15 protein-coding genes and 1 pseudogene are annotated in these 15,787 nt (G+C 67.7%); 10 read left to right on the top strand and 6 right to left on the bottom strand.

Features of this window, described 5'->3' with window-relative positions; translation table 11 throughout:
• Nucleotides 1–199: 199 nt before the first annotated feature.
• On the bottom strand, nucleotides 200–934 hold the full coding sequence (locus ACFTZC_RS20475) for a TetR/AcrR family transcriptional regulator (protein ID WP_382891617.1): 735 nt from the start codon (nucleotides 932–934) through the stop codon (nucleotides 200–202).
• Between the two features lie 134 nt (nucleotides 935–1,068).
• Here ACFTZC_RS20475 and ACFTZC_RS20470 point away from each other — a divergent pair, with 134 nt between their 5' ends.
• The 4 genes from ACFTZC_RS20470 to ACFTZC_RS20455 all read left to right on the top strand — a co-directional run bounded on the left by ACFTZC_RS20470 (nucleotide 1,069) and on the right by ACFTZC_RS20455 (nucleotide 5,590).
• Nucleotides 1,069–1,959 carry a bile acid:sodium symporter family protein gene (locus ACFTZC_RS20470; RefSeq protein ID WP_382891615.1) on the top strand — a complete coding sequence of 297 codons (891 nt, stop codon included), beginning with the start codon at nucleotides 1,069–1,071 and terminating at the stop codon, nucleotides 1,957–1,959.
• 72 nt (nucleotides 1,960–2,031) lie between these two features.
• Nucleotides 2,032–2,820, top strand: coding sequence for a class II aldolase/adducin family protein (locus ACFTZC_RS20465; RefSeq protein ID WP_382891647.1), 789 nt, complete (start codon nucleotides 2,032–2,034; stop codon nucleotides 2,818–2,820).
• A gap of 81 nt (nucleotides 2,821–2,901) precedes the next feature.
• A complete protein-coding gene (locus tag ACFTZC_RS20460) occupies nucleotides 2,902–4,080 on the top strand; it encodes an alpha-hydroxy-acid oxidizing protein (RefSeq protein WP_382891645.1) in 1,179 nt (392 codons plus the stop codon).
• Nucleotides 4,081–4,099: 19 nt separating this feature from the next.
• Nucleotides 4,100–5,590 (top strand): class I adenylate-forming enzyme family protein, encoded by a 1,491-nt coding sequence (locus tag ACFTZC_RS20455; protein ID WP_382891613.1) that lies wholly within the window; start codon nucleotides 4,100–4,102, stop codon nucleotides 5,588–5,590.
• Here the strand turns inward: ACFTZC_RS20455 and ACFTZC_RS20450 are convergent, their stop codons facing one another.
• The 4 genes from ACFTZC_RS20450 to ACFTZC_RS20435 form a co-directional block, all read right to left on the bottom strand.
• Nucleotides 5,591–6,064, bottom strand: a complete 474-nt coding sequence (locus ACFTZC_RS20450; RefSeq protein ID WP_382891612.1) for a hypothetical protein — start codon at nucleotides 6,062–6,064, stop codon at nucleotides 5,591–5,593.
• A gap of 133 nt (nucleotides 6,065–6,197) precedes the next feature.
• Nucleotides 6,198–6,593, bottom strand: a complete 396-nt coding sequence (locus ACFTZC_RS20445) for a VOC family protein (RefSeq protein WP_382891610.1) — start codon at nucleotides 6,591–6,593, stop codon at nucleotides 6,198–6,200.
• A gap of 642 nt (nucleotides 6,594–7,235) precedes the next feature.
• A complete protein-coding gene (locus tag ACFTZC_RS20440) occupies nucleotides 7,236–7,550 on the bottom strand; it encodes a DUF6415 family natural product biosynthesis protein (RefSeq protein ID WP_382891606.1) in 315 nt (104 codons plus the stop codon).
• Nucleotides 7,547–7,990 carry an ATP-binding protein gene (locus ACFTZC_RS20435; protein WP_382891604.1) on the bottom strand — a complete coding sequence of 148 codons (444 nt, stop codon included), beginning with the start codon at nucleotides 7,988–7,990 and terminating at the stop codon, nucleotides 7,547–7,549. Before ACFTZC_RS20435 ends, ACFTZC_RS20440 begins: the two co-directional genes overlap by 4 nt.
• A gap of 259 nt (nucleotides 7,991–8,249) precedes the next feature.
• Between ACFTZC_RS20435 and ACFTZC_RS20430 the strand changes: the two genes are divergently transcribed.
• From ACFTZC_RS20430 to ACFTZC_RS20420, 3 genes are read left to right on the top strand one after another with little or no spacing between them, the layout of a single operon-like run.
• Complete coding sequence (locus ACFTZC_RS20430; RefSeq protein ID WP_382891602.1) at nucleotides 8,250–9,125, top strand: helix-turn-helix domain-containing protein; 876 nt, start codon at nucleotides 8,250–8,252, stop codon at nucleotides 9,123–9,125.
• A gap of 5 nt (nucleotides 9,126–9,130) precedes the next feature.
• Complete coding sequence (locus tag ACFTZC_RS20425) at nucleotides 9,131–9,334, top strand: DUF397 domain-containing protein (protein WP_382891600.1); 204 nt, start codon at nucleotides 9,131–9,133, stop codon at nucleotides 9,332–9,334.
• A gap of 60 nt (nucleotides 9,335–9,394) precedes the next feature.
• Nucleotides 9,395–11,035 carry a serine/threonine-protein kinase gene (locus ACFTZC_RS20420; RefSeq protein ID WP_382891597.1) on the top strand — a complete coding sequence of 547 codons (1,641 nt, stop codon included), beginning with the start codon at nucleotides 9,395–9,397 and terminating at the stop codon, nucleotides 11,033–11,035.
• Nucleotides 11,036–11,216: 181 nt separating this feature from the next.
• Here the strand turns inward: ACFTZC_RS20420 and ACFTZC_RS20415 are convergent, their stop codons facing one another.
• The gene (locus tag ACFTZC_RS20415) at nucleotides 11,217–12,683 is read right to left on the bottom strand and encodes a glycoside hydrolase family 16 protein (protein WP_382891594.1); all 1,467 of its coding nucleotides are present in this window, start codon (nucleotides 12,681–12,683) and stop codon (nucleotides 11,217–11,219) included.
• 197 nt (nucleotides 12,684–12,880) lie between these two features.
• Between ACFTZC_RS20415 and ACFTZC_RS20410 the strand changes: the two are divergent.
• From ACFTZC_RS20410 to ACFTZC_RS20400, 3 genes and pseudogenes are all read left to right on the top strand, one after another.
• Nucleotides 12,881–12,958: pseudogene (locus ACFTZC_RS20410) on the top strand (MerR family DNA-binding transcriptional regulator); the annotation flags it as partial.
• Nucleotides 12,959–13,282: 324 nt separating this feature from the next.
• Nucleotides 13,283–14,047: a DeoR/GlpR family DNA-binding transcription regulator gene (locus ACFTZC_RS20405; protein WP_382891592.1), complete on the top strand. Its 765-nt coding sequence runs from the start codon at nucleotides 13,283–13,285 to the stop codon at nucleotides 14,045–14,047.
• 135 nt (nucleotides 14,048–14,182) lie between these two features.
• Nucleotides 14,183–15,787 carry an amino acid permease gene (locus ACFTZC_RS20400; protein WP_382891589.1) on the top strand — a complete coding sequence of 535 codons (1,605 nt, stop codon included), beginning with the start codon at nucleotides 14,183–14,185 and terminating at the stop codon, nucleotides 15,785–15,787.

Below are 15,787 nucleotides of genomic sequence, written 5' to 3'. Positions count from 1 at the left end.
GACGTCCACACACCTCGCAAAACACCGGCGGCGAAACAACGAACGAAGAAGTCGACCACCCCACGACCACGCCGCACAGGTTAAAGATCAAGCTAGAACTATACGGCCCTCCATCTGCCCCGCCAGCTGCATGAGCAGGCCATTGAGCTGGGCGAACACGGGCCTTGGGGAACCCCCCTCAACCGCCTGAGGCATGCGATCAGCAGGGCTCATTCTCACTCTCGGTCGATCCCGCCGTTTCAACGCTTCCCTGCGAGCGGGAAGAGGGGCGTCCACTGAAAGTCTGCGAGCTCTGCGATTCTTCGGAACGTGGTGCTGCGGGCACTGGTCGGGAGAATGCCTCCACCATGGCTGGAAACAGCAGCCGTTCGAGCAGTCTCGGCGACACAGTTCCGCGTTCTACCCATGCTTGGGCACCCGCCCCCTCCCGCACTGCCGTGGCCATGCGGGCGAGCAGGACGGCATCAACTACCAGCTCTCTGTCAGCTGCCGCAACGAGCTCCTGGACCATCGCGGCCAGTTCGTCTCGCACGCGGGCATCACGGACTGCTAGCACGGCGGCGGCCCGAGCATTGCGAATAGCGTGGAGGGTGAACTCTGTGGTCACGAGGTACCAGCGGCGTTCCTCCTCGTCGTCGACATCGGAGGTGACCGCTTCGGCGAACCGGGCCAGGGGATGCGGATCCGTGACAGCCGCCGCCATAGCTGCTCGGAGGCTGGCGAGCACCTGATCGGCACGAGCATCGAACAGTGCGTAGAAGATCTCGTCCTTGCTCGCAAAGTTCGAGTAGAACGCTCCGCGGGTGAATCCAGCCCGCTCGCTGATCTCCTCGATGCTCGCGCCGTAGTAGCCGCGCTCCGCAAACGTGTCCATGGCGCTCTCGAGGAGCAGCGCTCGCGTGACCACGCGCTTCCCAGTTGGGCCTTTCGGCACGATGATTCCTCGCTCGCTGTTGACATATCACGTGCTGAACAGCACACTCGGGGTCATTGCATACAGTACTGGATGCTTTAGGGTGTCCACGCTATCGCTCATAGATCGGGATGATAGTCATGCAAGGTTTCGGCGTGAGCGTGCTGCTGCCGGGAGTACTGGCTGTCGTCATGTTCGGCCTGGGCCTGGGGCTCGAGGTCCTGGACTTCGAGCGCGTCATCCGCGAGCCCAAGGCGGTCCTCGTCGCGCTCGCCATTCAGTGCCTCGCGCTTCCCTGTCTGTGCTTCGCACTACTGTTCGCCTTCCAGGTGCCTGGCGAACTGGCCGTCGGGATGATGATCCTCGCCGCATCGCCGGGGGGCACCATGGCCAACATCTTCAGCCACTTCTCTGGTGGTGACGTGGCGCTCAACGTGACGCTCACTGCCGTCAACTGTGTCACCTCCGTTGCGACGCTGCCGATCGTGGTCAATCTGTCCCTCGCGCACTTCATCGACGACGAGCAAAGCATGGGAATCCACTACTCGGAGATGGTCCGCGTGATCGCGACCATCCTGGTCCCGGTAGTCATCGGCATGTTCGTCAGACGTCGGAGCGACCGCCTGGCCACGCGTCTCACGCAGCCGCTGAAGCGGGCTTCGGCTGTGATCCTAGCCATCGTGATCTTGTTTGCCCTCGTCGGCAATCTATCCGTCCTGCGCGAGCACTTCGTGACGGTCGGCTCGGCGGCCCTCGCGCTCTGCTGCCTCAGCATGCTCCTGGGGTACTGGGCGCCACGCGCCGCACGGGTCGAGCGCTCACAGGCAGTCGCATCGACCTTCGAGATCGGTATCCACAACGCGACGCTCGCTGTCGTGGTGGCGCTGTCGATTCTCGACAACGACCAGATGGCGGTATCACCCGCCATCTACGGAGTGGTGATGTACCTGCCCGCGTTCGTCGCCTATCTGCTCCTGCGCCGAGGAGGAGCGACGAGCGAGCCTCTCAAGGGCGCAGGAACCACCGTCCGACCACCTCTTGCCTGACCTATCGAGTACAGACCTGTATCGAAGGAGGAGAAAGTGACCGCCAAAACCGTCGGTCCCGAACTCGCCGAGATGATCCGCGCCAACGTCGGACCCGTCCCGGACGACTTCGACCTGCCCCTGCCGCCGATGAATCTCACCGTCGAGGAAGAACGCGAGCACCGCAAGCGTGAATTGGTCGCGGCCTTCCGGGTCTTCGGCACGTTCGGGTTCTCGGAAGGTGTGGCCGGGCACATCACCGCCCGGGATCCGGAGTTCCCCGACACGTTCTGGGTCAACCCGTTCGGCATGAGCTTCAATCAGATCAAGGTGTCCGACCTGATCCGTGTCGATCACGCCGGCAACCTGCTGCACGGCCGCCGACCGGTCAATCGTGCGGCGTTCTGTATCCATGCCGAGGTGCACAGCGCCCGGCCCGATGCCGTCGCGGCCGCCCACGCGCACTCGCTCAACGGCAAGGCGTTCGCGAGCCTCGGCCTGCCCCTGGACCCGATCACCCAGGACTCGTGCGTGTTCTACGAGGACCACGGAGTGTACTCGGACTTCCGCGGGGTGGTCTCAGACACCGAGGAGGGCCGCCGCATTGCCAGCGCCCTCGGAGGTCACAAGGCGGCCATTCTGAAGAATCACGGACTGCTGACTGTCGGCGAGTCCGTAGCTGCGGCCGCATGGTGGTTCATCACGATGGAACGCTCATGCCAGGCACAGCTACTGGCCATGGCTGCCGGAATACCGCATCACATCGACCACGACACTGCGGTCATGGTGCGTGAACAGATCGGTGGCTCGCTGGCCGGCTGGTTCCAGTTCCGTCCACTGTGGGACCAGGTCGTTGCCACCTCGCCCGAGATGTTCGACTGATCCATGGACGACATCACCCCTGAGGCGAACGAGAAGACGGCAACCGGTGGGCCCGACGCGCTCGCTCGTGCCCTGAGCAGCATGACCAAAACCAATCTGGGTGACTACCAGATGGGCATCTACGTGCAGGGCATGTTCGGCGGCCAGGCGCCGGCCGTCACGACCGATCTGGTCTCCCTGGAGGACCGGGCCGCTGGGGTCCTGACGCCTGAGGCACTGGGCTACATCCGCCCTGCCGCTGGCTCCGGCGCCACCACGGCAGCCAATCGCGAGGCGTTCAATCAATGGAAGATCGTGCCGCGCATGCTCAATGGCGTCGCCGAGCGTGACCACAGCACCGTCGTGCTCGGCACGGCCATGCCCACTCCGCTGATCATGGCGCCGCTGGGCGTCCAGACGCTGGCTCACCCCGACGGAGAGCTCGCCTCGGCCAGGGCTGCAGCCGAGGTAGGCGTGACCTACGTCCACTCCACACAGGCTGCTCACACCTTCGAGCAGGTGGCGGAGGCCAACGGGGACGGAACCCGCTGGTATCAGCTCTACTGGCCGAGCGACCGCGACGTCTGTGAGTCATTCCTGGAACGCGCCGCGGCAAGTGGATACACGGCGCTCATGCTCACCCTCGACACGGTGGTCCTCGCCTGGCGGCCACACGATCTCGACCGCGGCTATCTGCCATTCCTCCAGGGCGTCGGCATCGCCAACTACCTGAGCGATCCGGCGTTCAGAGCCGGGCTCGTCCGCTCTCCCGAAGACGACCCAGCCGGAGCCGTTCTTCGGTTCGGCCAGATCTACTCCAATCCTGGGCTGTCCTGGCCAGATCTGGCCTTCCTTCGCGAGAAGTGGGACGGGCCCATCGCTCTGAAGGGAATCCAGTCTCCCGCGGACGCGCGCATGGCTGTCGACCACGGCATCGACGGCGTCATCGTCTCCAATCACGGTGGGCGCCAGGTGGACGGTGCCATCGCCTCCCTCGATGCTCTCGAACTCGTTGTCGACGAAGTCGGCGGAGAGATCTCGGTTCTGTTCGATTCGGGCATCCGCACGGGGTCGGACATGGTGAAGGCGCTCGCTCTGGGGGCGGACGCGGTCATGGTCGGTCGTCCTTATATCTACGGGCTCGCCATGAACGGCCAGGCCGGTGTTGAACACGTCCTCCGATCGCTCCTTGCTGAATTCGACCTCACCACTGTCCTCTCCGGACACCATTCCCAGCGCGACCTCAGTCGTGCATCGCTCACCAGAGTCCGCCCGCAGTAGTCACCAGAAGGACCGCACGATGAATCTCACGGTCATCCCGTCCGAGCGACGCCGACACGCCCCGACCGCGCCCGTGCTCAGCGACCACCTGCGCGGGACGATCACCAATGAAGAGTTCGACGAACTCGTGGCCACCGGAGCCCGATTCCTGGCCTCGAGTGGCGTCGGTCGAGGCGACATCGTCGCCGTCAAAATGTCCAACCAGATCGAGTTGGTCGTCGCCCTCTTCGCCTCATGGCGGTTGGGAGCCGCTCTTACGCCCGTCAACCCGGCTCTTACCCCGGACGAGACGCTGTTTCAGCTCCAGGACTCCCATGCGGTGCTACTGATAACAGATGAGCCTGTGGAGAATGCGCCATCGTTCACCACTGTCGTGCCCGTCCTCGCATTGAACCAGGGTGCCGTGAACCCGGTGGAGGTCCCGGCTGAGCCGGCCTCGATGGAGGACGTGGCACTCGTCATCTACACCAGCGGCACCACTGGGCGTCCGAAGGGTGTCGAGTTGGTCCACGCAAACCTGGACGCCATGACTGCGTCAATGTGTCAGGCGCTCGAACTCGGCAGCGCCGATCACAGCCTCTTGATACTCCCGCTGTTCCACGTCAACGGAATCGTCGTAGGGGTGCTCGCACCACTACGAGCCGGGGGCAGGACCACTCTGGCGGAACGGTTCAGCTCCAGCCGGTTCTTCTCCGACGTCGATGCGGTCCGCCCCACCTACTTCTCAGGTGTCCCCGCCATCTATGCGATGCTGGCGAACCTTCCTGACCAGATTCAACCGGTTCTCTCCTCACTACGGTTCATGATCTGCGGTGCAGCTCCCATGCCGCCGACGCTGATCGAGCGGATGGAGAGCCGCTACGGCGTCCCGCTACTTGAGGGATACGGCCTCTCCGAGGCCACCTGTGCTGCGACATGCAATCGCCTTGAGGACGTGCGCAAGCCAGGCACAGTCGGACGTGCTCTCCCCGGCGTACGCGTCGCCATCTCCGACGGATCTGGAGGCATCGCGATCACGGGCCAGGTGGGCGAGGTACTGATAGCAGGTCCCACAGTCATGAAGGGCTATCTGGGCAGACCTGACGCGACGACCGACGCGCTGCAGGGGGACTGGCTCCGCACCGGCGACATCGGCCGCCTTGATGACGACGGCTACCTCGTTCTCCTCGACCGGGCCAAAGATGTGATCATTCGCGGAGGTGAGAATGTCTATCCCCCAGAGGTTGAGTCGGCCCTGAGCGAGCACCCGCATGTCATAGAGGCAGCGGTTGTCGGCCGACCGGACAACGTGTTGGGCGAGGTACCGGTCGCATTCGTCGCGCTGCGCAGCGGAAGCGACTCGGCAGGCCCGGATCTGATCCGGTTCCTCCAAGCACGGCTCGCCAAGTACAAGGTCCCCGTTGCGGTCCTGCCACTGGACGACATACCCAAGAACCAACTTGGCAAGTACGACAAGCCTGCGCTTCGCGCGATGGCCGGCGCGGGGCCGCCGTCTGCGCCCCATGCCTAGCTAGGCGACCCCGGAAGCGTCCTGGGACCGTCGCACGACGGCTGCCCCGCGCAGTGCGACGGCGCACCAGATGGTCACCAGGAGCAGCGCGGCCGCGGCAAGGCCCGCGACTTCGAGGGGCTCCGGCCGCCAGCCCAGGGACAGCCGGGTGCCGATCATGACGGTGCCGAGGAGGGCCTCCGACGGGGAGTAGACCGGCACCATGGCCGCCACGAACCGCAGGATGGCGCCCAGCCCCAGGCCGATCACGGCCCAGGTGAGCAGATAGGGCCAGAGCGCTCCCGGCGCGGCGGGCGGCAGGCCGTACTCCTCCGGGCCGATGCGGAACATGGCGCCCAACCACCCCAGCGTCACTCCGGCGGCGGTGACGAGCGCCGCCCACAGCGCATGGCGCCACAGCGGGCCGGACCGCAACCGCTCGTCCTCGTGCTCGTCCTGAGTGTCGACGGGGTTCGTGGTCTCAGGAAGATCCATCACACCCGATGAGACGTTCACCGGCCGCCGAACGTTCCGTCGCGGACGGTGTCGCGAGCATGCCGAAAACACCACGGCCCGCCCCCGGGGGCCGTAGCCCGACGGCGACGAGCCCGACATCATCCGGAAGGCCCTAGTTATGCGCTGCCAAGGTGCGCAGGACGTCGAACTCGTTGCCCTCGGGGTCGGCCATGACCACCCAGCTTCGTTCCGGGCCTTGGCCCACGTCCACCTTGAGGGCGCCGAGACCGAGCAATCTGATCACCTCGTCCTCGGTGCTGCCGTCGATCGGGCTGACATCGAGGTGAAGCCGGTTCTTGACGGTCTTGCCCTCGGGCACACGGATGAACACCAGGGTGGGCGGCATCTGGCGGGCCCGGACATCCTCGACGGTCGGCACCCAGGAGCCGATCTCGACCTTGCCCTCGCTCCGGTCGATCACCTCGAAGTCCAAGACCTCGCACCAGAAGGCCGCGAGCCTCTCCGGATCACGGCAGTCAACGGTCAACTCTGTGAACCTGCTTGTCATGCTTCTCCCCGATAGTGCGGACGGGGCTCAGCGTAGGTCGCCTGCCCGACAGATCCGAGATCTTTTTGACCAGGGACATCAATCGGGCTTGATCTCGAGGAAACCGCCCAGGGCGGCCCCGGATCCCTCGATCGGTGCCAGGAACTCCCCAGAACGGGACTCCCAGCACATGACTCCCCCGAAAGACGCCTCCCACGTCACACTCGTTCACACGCGTCTCTCCCCTTACGCCTCATGCCACCGGACCCGCCCCGACAGCCCCCTCCACCCACCCAGAAAGACCAGCGGGGCATGAAGCCCAGCCAACACCCGGTGGGCGGACGCTTGACGAGAGCCGGGCCACCCCACACCACGACCGCGTGCCCCGCAGGGCGAGCCGGCCCGCAAGCCTGGGTCCGGCCCCGGCAACGAACTGGCCTTTCCCAGGGGACCCCTCCCCACCGCCTTACCAGCGATGGAGGGATGGGGGTCAAGGGTGGCCGGAGGCCATCGGCGAAGCCGACGCGACGAAGGAGCGCCCTTGACGCACGGCACGGAACCGCGACCATCAGACCCAGGAGGGGGCGGGCCCGGCCAACCCACCCGACACCGGACAAGCACACCGCGCGAACGGCGCTCTCCACGGCTCCGGCCGCGTTGTGGTCAGGTCGGGCTCTGTTGATGCAGGGCGAGAAATGCGCGGGTGGTGGTGGCCAGGGCGAGCATCAGCTCGAAGAGGTGGAGGGAGGGTGTGTCGGCATCAAATCTTCTGCCTAGTTCGAGCAACTTGTAGGCGTCGCGGTGCAGTTGTCGCACCGCCGGGGTGTCGATGGCGCCCGGGTACTCCCGTACGAGCAGTTCGAGGTGGCCGCGCAGAAGAAGGACGGTGGTGTCGACCCACTCCCGCTCGGGCAGCGCGACCCACCGGTCGAGGGCCTGGTCCACGGTGCGGGAGATGGTCACCGCGTCCAGTGTCATCCGGCCGCCACCTCCCGCGTGGCGACGGTGCACCACGTACACGAGCCCCGTCTGCCCCACGCTCCCGCCAGTTCGGACACCAGGAACATCCCCCGCCCGCTCTCCTCGTCGGGGTCGGGCAGCCGCGCGGCCACGGGGGCGGGGGAGTGGTCGTCGACCTCGATGAGCACGGTGCCGCGCCCGTCGTACGCAAGGGAGAACCGGATCCGCTCGGCCCTGCCGTGCACCACGGCGTTGGTGACGATCTCGCTGACCAGCAGTTGTACGGTCGCCGCCGCGTCACCGCCGATGTCGTCCTGGCGCAGCACCGCGCCGGTGATGTGCCGCATGTGCGCGACGCGGTGGGGGTGGGCGCGGAAGGTGAGGCTCAGCCGCAAGGTGTCCTGTATCTCGACGGAGGTGAAGGGAAGGGGAGTTGCGCTCAGCGTGGATGGAGGCATCGGTGTCCTTACCGTCGAACCTTGGGGACGCCACCGCAGAGGCGATCGCGCTCACTTAATGGAGTGAAGCGACTGCGCTACGTGAGTGGCGGGTATAGCCTCGCATCGTGGCGGTAGCCCCGGAAGTGGTCCGGTGAAATTGCGCGACCAAGTTCCGTTGTGAATTTCTATCTACGCAGCGGTCGTTCACCAGGCGACGGGCGCTTCTGCCGAAACGCAGAAGGTTTCGTTGGATAGCGTTCGGAGAGGACCACAGACGATGACGGTCAGGCAGCCAGCGAGTCCCACTCTGTGTCGACTGCAACTCGGCAGTGAGCTACGCCGGATCCGGCAGAAGAAGGGAATGACGTCAACTCAGGTAGTCAAGAAGCTAATTTGGAGCCCCTCCAAGCTGACCCGGCTGGAGACGGGTGAGAACGTCACCGTCGAACCTGCTGACGTCATGGCCCTCTGTCAGATCTACGAGGTCGACGAAGAGACCGCCGAGCAGCTCAAGGAGTACGCCGCAGTCACCAAGACGAAGCGGGACTGGTGGGAGGCGATGCCCTTCCGACCGGTCATCGGACCTGGCCCCAAGGCGATTCACGGGCTGGAGTCCTCGGCCGCTTCGCTCAACGCCTACAACTCCGAGTGGGTTCCTGGCCTGTTCCAAACTGCGGAGTACATTCGCACCCTGCACCGGCATTCCCACGGTCACTCCTCCGAGGAGGACATCGAGTGCATGGTCGAGTTGAGGCAGAAGCGTCAGAATGTTCTCCGGCAAGAGTTGCCCCTGAGGTTTGCCGTCGTCGTCAACGAAGCTGTGCTGCTGCGGCAAGTGGGGGGACGGGCGGTCATGAAGGCGCAGCTTGCCCGAATGATCGAGGAAGCCTCCGCCCCCAACATTGACCTTCAGGTGGTTCCGTTCAAGGCGGGCCTCTACCGGGCGATGAATGGACCGTTCACGATCATTCACTTCCGAGAGGAATCGGCCCTCAAGCCGATCGTGTACCTGGAAAACCTGGCTGACCACTGGGTACTGCGGCGTTCATCGGATGTGGAGCTGTACGAGGAGGCGTTCAATGAGCTGCGAGCCTTGGCGCCGGGACCGCAGGAGTCCCTGAACCTGATCACGAAAGCGATGAAGGAGCTTTGATTACTGTGACGATCACGCCTCACGCGTTGACCGGCGTTGACTGGTTCACGTCGAGTTACAGCAATGACACGGTCGGCGGCGACTGCGTCGAAGGCGCCCGCCTCCCCGGTGGTGCCATGGGCGTCCGCGACTCCAAGGACCCCCACGGCCCCGCCTTCGTCTTCACCGGCCCCGCCTGGACCGCCTTCGTCGCGGCTGTCGGCGGCTGATCCTGCGAACCCCGCAACCCTCACCCGGCCCGGACCCCCGCGTCTCGTATGCTCCCCGCCATGAGCGACGGGGTGAGCGGCAGACGGGTCATCGACGGGCGGTTCGAGCTGGAGGCGCGGCTCGGTGGGGGCGGGATGGGGACGGTGTGGCGGGCGCGGGATCTGGTGCTGGACCGGGCCGTCGCGCTGAAGGAGGTGCGGCCGCTCGATCCGGATCTCGCCGAGTACGACCCGGAGGCCGCGCGGCTGCTGCGGGCCCGGGTGTTGCGGGAGGCCCGTGCCCTGGCGCGGGTCGACCATCCCAACGTCGTGACCATCCACCATGTCGTGGACGGTGCCGAACACCCCTACCCGTGGCTCGTGATGGAGCTGGTGACCGGCGGGACGCTGCACGATCGGCTGGCCCGGGGGCCGATGGACCCCGTCGAGGCGGCCGGGCTGGGGCGGGAGGTGCTGGCCGCGCTGCGGGCGGCGCACGGTGCGGGCATCCAGCACCGGGACGTGAAGCCCCCGAACGTACTGCTGCGGCCGGACGGGCGCCCCGTCCTCACCGACTTCGGTATCGCCGCCATCCGTGAGGCGACCGTGCTGACCCCGACCGGGTCCATCATCGGCACCCCCGACTACATGGCCCCCGAGCGGATCAGCGGGGACGACGGCGGGCCCGGCTCCGACCTGTGGTCGCTGGCGATGATGCTGTACGTGGCCGTGGAGGGCCGGCATCCGCTGCGGAGAGGCTCGACGCTCGCCACGCTCGCCGCCGTACTCAGCGAGCCCCTGCCCCCGCCCGCCAAGGCCGGGCCGCTGACCGGCGTGCTCAACGCCGTGCTCGTACGGGATCCGGCCGAGCGGCCGGACGCGGAGACCGTGGACGGCATGCTCGCCGCCGTGGCGGGCGGGACGGCGGCCCCGGCCCCCGCTCCGGATCCGGCCCCCGGGGGAGTCGGGTCCGGGGTGTCGGCCACCACGTCGTACCACCTGAGCCCGCCCCGGACCACGCCCCAGGACGCCGTTCCGCCGGAGCCGGAGCCGGAGCTGGGGAAAGGGCCGGAGCCGGGCCCCGGCGGTGGGCGGGCGCGGGCGGGGCGGCGGGTCGCGGTCGGTGCCTCGGTCCTCGGGACGGCGCTCGCGGGCGTGCTGCTCTGGACGCTGCTGCCCGGCATCGGCGACGTCACCGCGTGGTGGAACGCGCCCGGCTCGTCCGGGGAGCCCGGGGCCTCGCGGTCGGCGGACGCGCCCGCTCCGGCGGAGGACCTGCTGACCACGGCCGGTGTCCGTACGGCGGTCAAGGCGCTCAAGGCGGAGATGGGTACCGATCAGGCCGCCAGCTTCTCCGCGTATCCGGACTTCATCACCGTGCAGGGCATGGTCAAGGGCAGCGACAAGCGGTACGACATGTACGCGTACCGCGCGGGCGAGGGCGTGACCAAGGGCCCGGCCAGTGGGACGCTCATGCTCGGCCAACTGCCGTTCAGCATGGACGCGTTCGACTGGGACGCGATCCCCGCGCTGCTGAAGCGGGCGGAGAAGGACCTGAACGTGGAGCAGCCGACCTCGCGCTATCTCCTGGTCAGGCCGCCGAACTCGCTCCTCGGCTCCTCCGCCGGTCTGACGCTCTACCTGTCGAACGCGTACGGCGGCGGGCGGCTGGAGGCGGACAGCAAGGGCAAGGTCACACAGGTGTACCCGGCGGCGTCCTGAGGTGAGGACGCCGGTAGACGCAGTGTCAAAGAACCGTGCACGGAATGCGAACACGGACGGGCTGCGGCCGGGCATCCTCGTTGTCATGCGCCGGCAGCCTGCCGGGGCGGAGGGGCGGCGGACGCCGGGGGAGTGAGCTGTACAGGGGGCAGCTCACCGCCTCGGCGTACGCGCCCCGGGCTCAGCCGAACGGGATCCGTACCACCGACTGGTTGCCGATGCCGAGCGTGCTCGCTCCGTTGCCGATGGCGTTCCAGACCTCGACGCGGACCTTGCCGTTGACGAGGTCGCCGTGGCTTCCGGTGGCCGACTTGAGCCCTCTCGCCTGGGTGTAGTGCTCGTAGCCCGCGACGGGGTCGGTGGCGAAGTACTGGTACGTCTCGGTGCGGTCCCAGGTGCCGTCGCCCGTACGGTCGTAACTCACCCGGACCTGCTGGCCGTTGGCGACCGATGTGCCCGCGTCCACGAAGAGGTCGAACTGGGTGGCGCCGCCGTTGTACGCCCGGGTGATGGCGCCGGAGGTGAAGACCTGCGGATCGGACACCGTGCCGTCGTGGTTGGCGCCGCCCGCCGAGGCGATCGTGGCCGTCGCGGCGGAGCCGGTGGAGTCGCCCAGGCCGCCGCCCGTCCGCGCGTACAGCGTGGCGGAGCCCGACGGCGGGTCGGTGGGCGGGGGCGTGGTGCCGCCGCCCCGGGTCCAGACGGCCACGTAGTCGACGAGCATCGGGTGGCCGGGGACGGTCGCGGCGGTCGGTGTCTGGCCGCCGAGCGCGTTGGGGAAGGCGCCGCCGATCGCCACGTTGAGGAGGATGAAGTACCCGGCGTGGTCGGTCATGTTGGACCAGGTCGCGGCGTCCATCTGGTTCTGGCTCACGGTGTGGAAGAGCTGGTCGTCCACGTACCAGCGCAGCTGGTTCGGGGTGACCGAGCGGTCCCACTCGAAGCGGTAGGTGTGGAACGCGGACTGGCAGCTCGACCCGGGGCAGGCCCGGTTGGCGCCGAGGCCGGTCGTCTCGTTGCAGGGGCCGCCGGGGTTCACCCCGCAGTGCAGCACGCCCCAGACCGAGTTGAGGCCGTTGACGTTCTCCATGATGTCGAACTCGCCGGTGCCCGGCCAGTTCCAGTAGTTGCCCCGGTACGGGGAGCCGAGCGCCCAGAACGCGGGCCAGTAGCCGAGCGCGGCGTTGCCCGTGACGTTCGGCATCTGGATGCGGCCCTCCATGCGGAGCGTGCCGCCCGCCGGAGCCTTGAAGTCGGCGCGCCGCGTTTCGATCCGGGCGGAGGTCCAGTTGCCCGCGCCGTCCCGGAGGGGGGTGATGCGGAGGTTGCCGTTGCCGTCGAGGCCGAGGTTGCCGGAGTTCGCGGTGTAGTTCTGGACTTCGCCGGTGCCCCAGTTGGCGGGGCCGCCGGGGTAGCTGTGGCCGGTGTCGATCTGCCAGTTGGCGGCGGCGGGCGGGGCGCCGGCGGCGCCGTCGAAGTCGTCGTTCCACTGGAGGTTCCAGCCGGGAGCGGGCGGGATGGCGCCCTGCGCGGTGCCGGCGCCGGTGACGCCGACGAAGCCCGCGAGGGCGAGGGTGAGGGCGACGAGTGCGGCGAGGACGGGTGTGCGGCGCCCGCGTCTGAGGGGGTTCGTACGGCTCGTTCTCAAGGGAACACCTCCGGTGCGGATGGTGCCGGGGAAAGATCGCGAGAGGGGATCGAGGGCAGGCCGAGAGCGGACTGAGAGCGCTCTCAGTGTGCTCTCAGTACGTCTTGTAACGGGACACCGGCGGATCGTCAATGGTTCGGGGTCCTTCACCCCCGGGCTTTGCCTTGACGTCGACGTCAAGGATTACCGTCGACCACCTGCGCATCGGTGAGCTGGCGAAGCGGGCCGGGACGACCACTCGGGCCCTGCGGTACTACGAGCCGCGCGGGCTGCTGGAGGAGATCGCGGACGCGCTGCTCTGAAGCCCGGTACGGGGGCAGCACCTCGGGCAGGAACCGGGCGGGAATCGGGCGGGAATCGGGCCGCATTCGGGCGGGACTTCGGGCGGGGTCGACGGTATTGTGCCGTCGGCCCCTTGTGCGTCTTATGCGGTCCGCCGGACGCGTTCCCCCGGCGGGTTCGGGCGTGTTGGGCGGCCGCCTGATTAAGTGATGGTTACGAGGCTCCAGTTGGGCGGAACGGCCCTTGACGTGCCCCGATGTGAGCCTCCACACTCCTCCTCATGAACGGTCAGCAATCCACAGAAACGGGCATCCGCCGTGCTGCCCGCTGAGCGGCATCGCCGTATCTGTGAGGCGTTGCGCGCACAGCGGATCGTCTCCACGGAGGACTTCTCCCGCATGCTGGACGTCTCCCAGGAGACCGTCCGGCGGGACCTGGTCACCCTCGAACGCCGGGGCCTGCTGGTGCGGGTGCACGGCGGGGCGACCAATACCGCGGGCGGGTTCGGCGAGGAAGCGCCGTTCGACGAGCGGTCCGGGATGGACCGGCAGGCCAAGGCCGCCATCGGCGCCGCCGCGGCGGCGCTGGTGCGTCCGGGCCAGACCGTGGTGATCGACATCGGCACGACGGCGGTGGAGGTCGCCCGCGCGCTCCCCGCCGATCACCGTGGCACCGTCGCCACCTGTTCGCTGCTGGTCGCCGCCGAACTGGCGGGCCGCCCGCATGTCGAGGTCCTGGTCAGCGGCGGCCGTCTGCGGTCCGGCGACCTCGCCTGCTCGAACGCGCAGGCGCTGGCGTTCTTCGCGGACCTCCGCGCCGATGTGGCGTTCCTCGGCTCCGGCGGGGTGGACGCGTCGGCCGGTCTGACCGACTTCCACCTCGACGAGGTGGCCACACGGCGGCTGATGCTCGCCAACACCGTCCGCTCGTACATCCTCGCGGACTCCAGCAAGTTCGGCCGCGTCGCGCCGCACCGTGTCTGCGGTCTTGAGGACGTCGACGGCCTGATCACGGACGCCCGCCCCTCCTCGACGCTGGAGTCGGGGATGGAACGCTCGGGCGGTGTGGTCGTCGTCGCGTAGGGCGGGACACCGAACGCCTCGCGCCCTGCGACGGCGGAAACGCGGGACAGCGGAAACGAATAGGTGGCCGGATGACGCGGCTACGTCATCCGGCCATGACCGAAATCCCTACCTATCAACGCAAAGGAGTCGATCGTGCCCCAGTCTTCCACACCGGCGGAAAACGCGGCGGTTTCCCCGTCCGCCCCTGGCACATCCACAAGAAATGACGGAAAAGAGACCACCCCGGGACCGGATACCGGCCCGGATACGGGCCACGCCACCGGCTACAAGCCGCAGTTCGCCCGTACGCTCAGCCGCTTCGAGTCGTTCGCCGTCGCCTTCTCCTTCATCTCCATCACCACCGGCCTCTTCACCACCTACGGCACCGTGTTGGGCTCGGCCGGCCCCGCCGGTATCTGGACCTGGCCGCTGGTCACCCTCGGCACGGTCCTCGTCGCCCTCGTGTACGGGATGCTCGCCAGCCGTATCCCGATCTCCGGCTACAGCTACCAGTGGGCCAGCCGGCTCGCCTCGCCCGTGCTGGGCTGGTGGTTCGGCTGGGTGTCGTTCGCGTTCCTCGCGATCGTCGTCGTCGCCGTCGACTACGGGCTCACCCAGGTCGCGCTCTTCCCGCTGCTCGACATCACGTACACCGCGACCGGCGGCGCCATCGGCACCGTGATCGTGCTGCTCCTCCAGATGTCGCTGATCATCTGGTCCACGCCCATCACCACCAAGGTCAACAACATGGCGGTGGGCGCCGAGGTGATCGCCATGGTCGGCCTGACCGTGCTGATCGCGGGCGCCGTCCTCTTCTTCGGCAAGGGCGACTGGAGCAACCTCGGCTCGTACGGCACGATCCCGGCGGACGGCTACTACGGCTTCCTCGGCCCCTTCATGCTCTCCGCGCTGCTCGGCGCCTTCACCCTCGTCGGCTGGGAGTCCGCGGCCAACCTCGCGGAGGAGACGCACAACCCGAAGAAGGTCGTCCCGCAGGCCATGGTCCGCGCCATCCTGCTCAGCGGCGGCATCGGCATGCTCTTCCTCATCGTGATCACCGCGGGCGTCGGTGACGACGTCGCCGCGCTCACCGCCGACTCGGCGCCCGTCGCCTCCATCATCGAGTCGACCGTCGGCAGCGCCGTGGCCACCGCCATGCTGGTCGTCGTCTGCATCGCCATCTTCGCCTGCGGCCTGGTCATCATGGTGAGCAACAGCCGCCTCGTGCACTCCATGGCCCGGGACGGACGGCTGCCGTTCTCCGAGACGCTCAGCCAGGTGCCGCGCCCCACCGGCGGCCCGACCTGGGCCACGCTGACGGTCGCCCTCGCGTCCGTCGCCATCGTCGCGGTCTTCTCCGGCAACGCCGACGCGCTGCCGCAACTCCTCGGCGCGGGCACGCTGATGCCCGCCATCCTGTACGCGGGGACGGTCACGCTCTTCATCCTCACCCGCCGCACGTACACCCCGGGCCCCGACGACTTCCAGCTCGGCAGGTGGGAGAAGCCCGTCGTGGCGGGCGCGGTGATCTGGCTCGTGCTGGAACTCTGCATCTTCATGATCCCGTCCGACTTCCGCGGCGCCCAGCAGTACGCGCTGGCCACCCTGGTCGTCGGCGGCCTGCTCTTCGCGTCCGTCTGGTTCACCCGCCGCGAGAAGCTGGTGCAGCAGCCCAGCCTCGACGGCGAGGGCCTGATCGGCGACGAACTGCCCGCGGAGGGCGACGCGAAGCCCGCCACGGAGGCCGACTCGCTGTGA

The organism is Streptomyces sp. NPDC056987, from assembly GCF_042673865.1.
GTDB lineage: Bacteria > Actinomycetota > Actinomycetes > Streptomycetales > Streptomycetaceae > Streptomyces.
This window is presented reverse-complemented; position numbering and strand designations above follow the sequence as displayed.

What these genes read in the sequence shown, in the direction of transcription:
- ACFTZC_RS20455 (WP_382891613.1), top strand. Translation starts at nt 4,100, where the DNA reads ATGAATCTCACGGTCATCCCGTCCGAGCGACGCCGACACGCCCCGACC.
- ACFTZC_RS20460 (WP_382891645.1), top strand. Translation starts at nt 2,902, where the DNA reads ATGACCAAAACCAATCTGGGTGACTACCAGATGGGCATCTACGTGCAG.
- ACFTZC_RS20420 (WP_382891597.1), top strand. Translation starts at nt 9,395, where the DNA reads ATGAGCGACGGGGTGAGCGGCAGACGGGTCATCGACGGGCGGTTCGAG.
- ACFTZC_RS20450 (WP_382891612.1), bottom strand. Translation starts at nt 6,064, where the DNA reads ATGGATCTTCCTGAGACCACGAACCCCGTCGACACTCAGGACGAGCAC.
- ACFTZC_RS20430 (WP_382891602.1), top strand. Translation starts at nt 8,250, where the DNA reads ATGACGGTCAGGCAGCCAGCGAGTCCCACTCTGTGTCGACTGCAACTC.
- ACFTZC_RS20465 (WP_382891647.1), top strand. Translation starts at nt 2,032, where the DNA reads ATGATCCGCGCCAACGTCGGACCCGTCCCGGACGACTTCGACCTGCCC.
- ACFTZC_RS20445 (WP_382891610.1), bottom strand. Translation starts at nt 6,593, where the DNA reads ATGACAAGCAGGTTCACAGAGTTGACCGTTGACTGCCGTGATCCGGAG.
- ACFTZC_RS20435 (WP_382891604.1), bottom strand. Translation starts at nt 7,990, where the DNA reads ATGCCTCCATCCACGCTGAGCGCAACTCCCCTTCCCTTCACCTCCGTC.
- ACFTZC_RS20440 (WP_382891606.1), bottom strand. Translation starts at nt 7,550, where the DNA reads ATGACACTGGACGCGGTGACCATCTCCCGCACCGTGGACCAGGCCCTC.